Source organism: Vibrio sp. OPT18 (assembly GCF_015163615.1).
GTDB classification, from domain to species: Bacteria; Pseudomonadota; Gammaproteobacteria; order Enterobacterales; family Vibrionaceae; genus Vibrio; species Vibrio coralliirubri.
In genome coordinates this window covers 6,521-11,707 of record NZ_JADDYK010000087.1, presented here as the reverse complement: position 1 = coordinate 11,707, position 5,187 = coordinate 6,521, and the positions used below count along the sequence as shown (strand labels likewise).

3 protein-coding genes and 1 pseudogene are annotated in these 5,187 nt (G+C 44.7%); 3 read left to right on the top strand and 1 reads right to left on the bottom strand.

All coding sequences use genetic code 11. The features are described 5' to 3' along the window. Nucleotides 1-796: pseudogene (locus IQQ51_RS27520) on the bottom strand (4-hydroxybutyrate CoA-transferase); the annotation flags it as partial. A 237-nt stretch (nt 797-1,033) separates the two neighbouring features. Here IQQ51_RS27520 and IQQ51_RS21960 point away from each other — a divergent pair. The 3 genes from IQQ51_RS21960 to IQQ51_RS27515 form a co-directional block, all read left to right on the top strand. Continuing rightward, the gene (locus IQQ51_RS21960) at nt 1,034-2,062 is read left to right on the top strand and encodes an AraC family transcriptional regulator (RefSeq protein ID WP_193842139.1); all 1,029 of its coding nucleotides are present in this window, start codon (nt 1,034-1,036) and stop codon (nt 2,060-2,062) included. A gap of 154 nt (nt 2,063-2,216) precedes the next feature. Continuing rightward, nucleotides 2,217-4,238, top strand: coding sequence for an FAD-dependent oxidoreductase (locus IQQ51_RS21955; protein ID WP_193842138.1), 2,022 nt, complete (start codon nt 2,217-2,219; stop codon nt 4,236-4,238). 280 nt (nt 4,239-4,518) lie between these two features. Continuing rightward, the coding region (locus IQQ51_RS27515; protein ID WP_228013130.1) for a VCBS domain-containing protein at nt 4,519-5,187 on the top strand (669 nt) is incomplete at its 3' end.

Below are 5,187 nucleotides of genomic sequence, written 5' to 3'. Positions count from 1 at the left end.
TCTTGTTTGGCATGTGATTCTTTTTAGTGCCAGACACCGCACCGGCTTTACACATCTCCATGAGAGATTCCGTAAACATCTCTGTATGAACACCTAGATCTTTACGGTCTCGAAGCGCCATGCCCATCGCATTTGAGATGGTTCCAATACCAATTTGCACCGTCATTCCATCTTTAATGTATGGGCTAACATGTTTTGCAATTTCGGTCTCTAGCTCTGAAGGCTGGCCAGCTTTAGGTGACGCGATACGATGATGGCCTTCGACTAATGCGTCCGCACAATCGACATGCACGATATTGTCTTCATTGCCAATAAAAGGTTGCTGTTCATTAACAACAAAAATTACTTTAGAAGCATATTTCAGCGCCACCTTCGTTGCTACGCCGCCACACGCGCCTAAGCTCACAAAACCGTCTGCATTCGGTGGTGTCACTTCAACGACAACCGTATTTGGCTGCAGTTTTTCAAAAATATTTTCGAAATTAGAGAAATGAAAGTTCGTCACTTCTACGTTGCCTGTGCTTTGCAGCTTTCTTTCAATTGGCCCCATGAAGAGACTGATATGCTTGAAGTTATCTCGATATTGAGGCTTCAAAAACTCGAAGGGAGTCGTCATCAAACCTGTGTAGATTTCACAATCACTGAATAGGTCGAGGTGTTTATCCAATTCCTTTAGAAAAACAACTGGAATGGACAGTAAGCCACCTGCCCAGATTTTGTCACCTGATGCGAGTTTGCCTACCGCAGACTCTAACGAGAGTAGTTTTTCGCTATGGATCTCTTGCCAATTATTCATTATGTAGTTCTCATTATACTTTGCATAACAGGCTAAATTTTGAATATTACTTTTCCATTAAAAACAAAACTTGTATGTTATGCATGAACGTAGGGTACAGGTAAATATCCTTTTCACGGCATTCAGAATACAATTTCCCTAGGCTTTAACTTTGCAATTCAGGACAAGAAATTCACTATTCTGGACAATTAATCACTTTGTGTTTTTGATCACATCTCCGATTTATAAGGTCATAAAATGGCATTGGAACAACGCTTTCATAACTCCCTTTCAGTTCACGCTGGCTGGCAAGCCTTGCTCGCTTTAACAGCAAAAGAGCATCAAGTGGAGAGCCAATTTTTTCCGCCAAAGCGTAAGAATTCAGATGGCCGATTGCATTTCCACGACCTTCGTGAAGAGTTAGTAAAACTGTGTGAATATACCGATGATGAGCTGATCCCCGTAAGAGCCGCGAAGCACGTTACTCCCTTAACCTTTGGTAGTTACTCCTTAGCACTATGGACCGCTCCAAACCTCGAGGCGATGCTAAAAACTGCGGCTGAATTCTCGTTCATTATTGCGTCACCTATCCGGCTTCAATATCGAGAAAATAAACAAGGTAGCGCGGAGTTGTGGGTACTCAACAGCGAACCTTTTAGCCAAGAAAGCCACGTCACCTATCTTGGTGTAACAATGCTCATCGCCACGCTCATTTACATCATCAAGCATGTGATCCTTAGCGAAGACATCGATGTGAGCGTCAAACTGATTGAGCACAAATTCTCTCCAGAGCGCACCGAACAACTCGAGCAGTTAACGGGAGCAAAAATTACCGCCGGACACCCAATAAGAAAGATCGCTATCGACAAAAAGCACCTGCATAAGCCTTTAGATAATTACGATGAAGGGATCTATTTTTCGGCACTGAACCTACTGAGAAAAGACGCAGAGTCCCTAAAGAAAGGCGACCTGATTCTCCAGATCTACAATGCGCTCAATCAAGCGAATAACTTAGAGAATGTTTCGGGTGAAAGCCTTGCTCAGTCGCTCAACATGAACATCCGAACGTTGAATAGAAGGCTTGCTGAACTCAACACAAACTATCGAGGCGTAGTCGAAAAATACAAGCTAGAAAAAGCACTGCACTTGCTAGAAGACCAACACATCAACATGACCGAGATTGCCTACCAACTCGGCTTTGCTGATTTGAGTACTTTCTCACGTGCTTTTAAAAGATGGACAGGGCTAAGTCCAATAAAATTAAGGCGAAGTCAGAATATCACCTAGGTAAAGACTGATCTAAATCAACGTTACTTTCGATGGCATATTCGGCAAAACTTTTGTCCTAAAGTGCAAAGTTAGCACGTTCATCCCTTGCTTTAATATCACCAGTACTTGCTTTGGTTAACACCCAATGCATTCAATTATTGGAGATTAGATTATGTTAAAACAAGAGCATAACGTGCTTTTTGAACCGATGAAGATCGGCTCTTTAGAGCTAAAGAATCGTTACTCTATGGCCCCGATGGGTACCTTAGGTTGTGTCGATGGCGATGGTGCGTATAACAGCCGTGGCGTTGAGTATTACGTTGCTCGTGCTCGTGGTGGTGTTGGCCTGATCATTACCGGTGTGCAAATGGTAGAAAATGAACTTGAACAGTTCCCTATGCCTTCCCTTCCATGCCCAACCAACCATCCAACCGCTTATATCCGCAGCGCAAAAGAGATGACCGAACGAGTCCATACCTACGGTACTAAAATATTCGCACAGCTTACCGCTGGTTGGGGACGCTCTTGCATTCCGGGCTTCACTCCTGAAGACAAATCCATTGCGCCTTCTGAAGCGCCGAACCGCTTCGACCCTTCAATCACACACCGTGAACTGACCACTGAAGAAGTAAAATACTTCATCTCTAAGTTTGTTGAGTCGGCTGCTATTGCCCAAAAAGCAGGTTTTGATGGTGTGGAAATACACGCGGTTCATGAAGGCTACTTACTTGACCAATTCACAATGGAATTTTTCAACCAACGTACCGATCAATACGGTGGCAGCTTCGAAAATCGTTATCGCTTTGCGGTAGAGATTGTTGAAGGTATCAAAGCTGTTTGTGGCAAAGACTTCCCGGTATCACTGCGCTACTCCGTTAAAGGCAACATGAAAGGTTTCGGCCAAGGTATCCTTCCGGGTGAGCGCGCTGAAGAAGTGGGTCGCGATATGGAAGAAGGCCTTAAAGCGGCTGAGTACCTGCAAAGCGCAGGGTTCGATGCCTTGAACGTTGATGCCGGCACCTATGACTCATGGTACTGGAATCACCCGCCAAACTACTTCCAACCGGGTATGTACAAACCATACTGCAAAGCCGTTTCAGAAGTGGTCGATATTCCCGTATTAATGGCTGGCCGTATGGAGAACCCAGACCTCGCTTCGCATGCTGTTCAAAATGGCATTTGTGATGGCGTGTCACTGGGTAGACCCCTGCTCGCCGATCCAGACACGGTGAATAAGATCCGACGAGGTCGTTTTGAAGAAGTTCGTCCTTGCTTATCTTGTCACCTTGGTTGCCTAGGTCGTATGGCTGAAGTGGGTAACCTATCTTGCGCGGTTAACCCAAGCTGTGGACGAGAAGAAGAGTTCAGATTACTACCAACGCACAAAACCAAAAAGGTCGTCGTTGTCGGTGGTGGTGTTGCGGGAATGGAAGCCGCTAGAATTGCTTCTGAGCGCGGACATGATGTAGTCCTTTTCGAAAAAGGCAGCCAACTGGGTGGCAATGTCATCCCGGGAAGCCAACCTCCATTCAAGCATGATGATAAAGCCTTGATTGCGTGGTTCAGCGGTGAAATGACTCGACACAAGGTAGACGTAAAACTCAATTCAGCGGCAGACAAAGCATCGATTGAAAGCGAAAAACCAGACAGTGTTATTTTCGCTACCGGCTCTCGCCCAACTCAACCTAACTGGTTGGAAGGAAAAGATAAGCCGCACGTTTTAGTTGCCGAAAATATGTTGATGAACCCTGAACTAATTACAGGCGACAAAGTCTGTGTGATTGGCGCGGGTTTAGTGGGCGCAGAAGCCGCTCTATGGATGGCTCAACAAGGTAAAGCGGTCACATTAGTTGAGGCATCAGACGATATCATTGGCGGCCCTCACGGTACCTGTTTTGCTAACTACCAGATGTTGAAAGAGCTTCTAGTCAAAGAACAAGTGAACGTTCTTACTTCAACACGATTAGAGCGAATCACTGATACTGGTGTATGTCTAAACATTGAAAACAGCAGTGTCGAAATGCTTTCCGACCACGTTGTGCTAGCGCTTGGCTACAAGGCTGAAGATCACTTGCATGAAGAACTGGCGAATCAACTGGACGTTGATGAAGTATTCAATATCGGTGACAGTCAAAAAGCGAGAACGATCATGGCCGCAATCTGGGATGGCTTTGAAGTGGGTCGTACGCTTTAAGATAATCTTGCGCTTTAAGTTAGCTGTACGCTTTTAGTTAGTTGTACTTGGTAATTTAGTCCCACTCAGTTAAAACACTGAAACCAAACATGGACGTTTGGTTCCTGCCTCTCACTGTATCTTTCCTTAAGTGCCCTCCCCACTTTCGTCTCGTTACATCAAAACGAGATAATTCTTCGACTTTACAGTTTTTTCTTTAAAAATTATCCAATTAGCTAGCGAAACCTCTATCTGTGTATTTTACTTAAAATAGTGCAACCACGATTCACGGATGAGAAAAATGGCTAACAAAAAAAACGTCGAAGCAAACAAGAAAAATACAGAAATCAAAAATAAGAAAAGTAACGAGCTAGAACAAAAGAAACCAACACAAAAAAAGAAGCGCAGACTGCATTCACATCTAAAAGTGAATATCCCACTTTTTCAGTCACTCATGATGATTTTGCCATCATTGGCTAAACACGCTGCTGCAGAGAGCATAGACAATTCCAGTGACGCTGCAGATCAAGTAACCGCAAATAACGTGACCGAAAAAGATGTCACCGATGACCATAGTAAGGCGGACTCATCAGCGGTTGCTCTCCAAGAAGCTCAGACGAGTGACAACGACGTAAACTCAACCTTAAGTGCAAGTCATGCCGCCCATGGTTCGAGCTCTCACTTGGTTCCTTCTCATCATTTATCGACGCTTTCTCACCCGCAAGTCCATTACATTCCTTCGGTATCGATGCCTACTATCTCCTCAGGGAGTAACGGTCAGCCGACTCATTCGAATGCGCCTACGACGCCCGCTTTACCCGTCACCTTTATGCCAGAAGTCATAAAAGGTACGTACGGAGAGCTTCATGTTGATGCAAATGGTCAATACACATTCGTATTGAATCCAAATTCTCCTCAATACATCCTGTTAAATCAGCACCAACCAGGTACTGACCATTTTGCGTTACAT

Coding starts and splice junctions, on each gene's coding strand:
- IQQ51_RS21960 (WP_193842139.1), top strand. CDS start 1,034: ATGGCATTGGAACAACGCTTTCATAACTCCCTTTCAGTTCACGCTGGC.
- IQQ51_RS21955 (WP_193842138.1), top strand. CDS start 2,217: ATGTTAAAACAAGAGCATAACGTGCTTTTTGAACCGATGAAGATCGGC.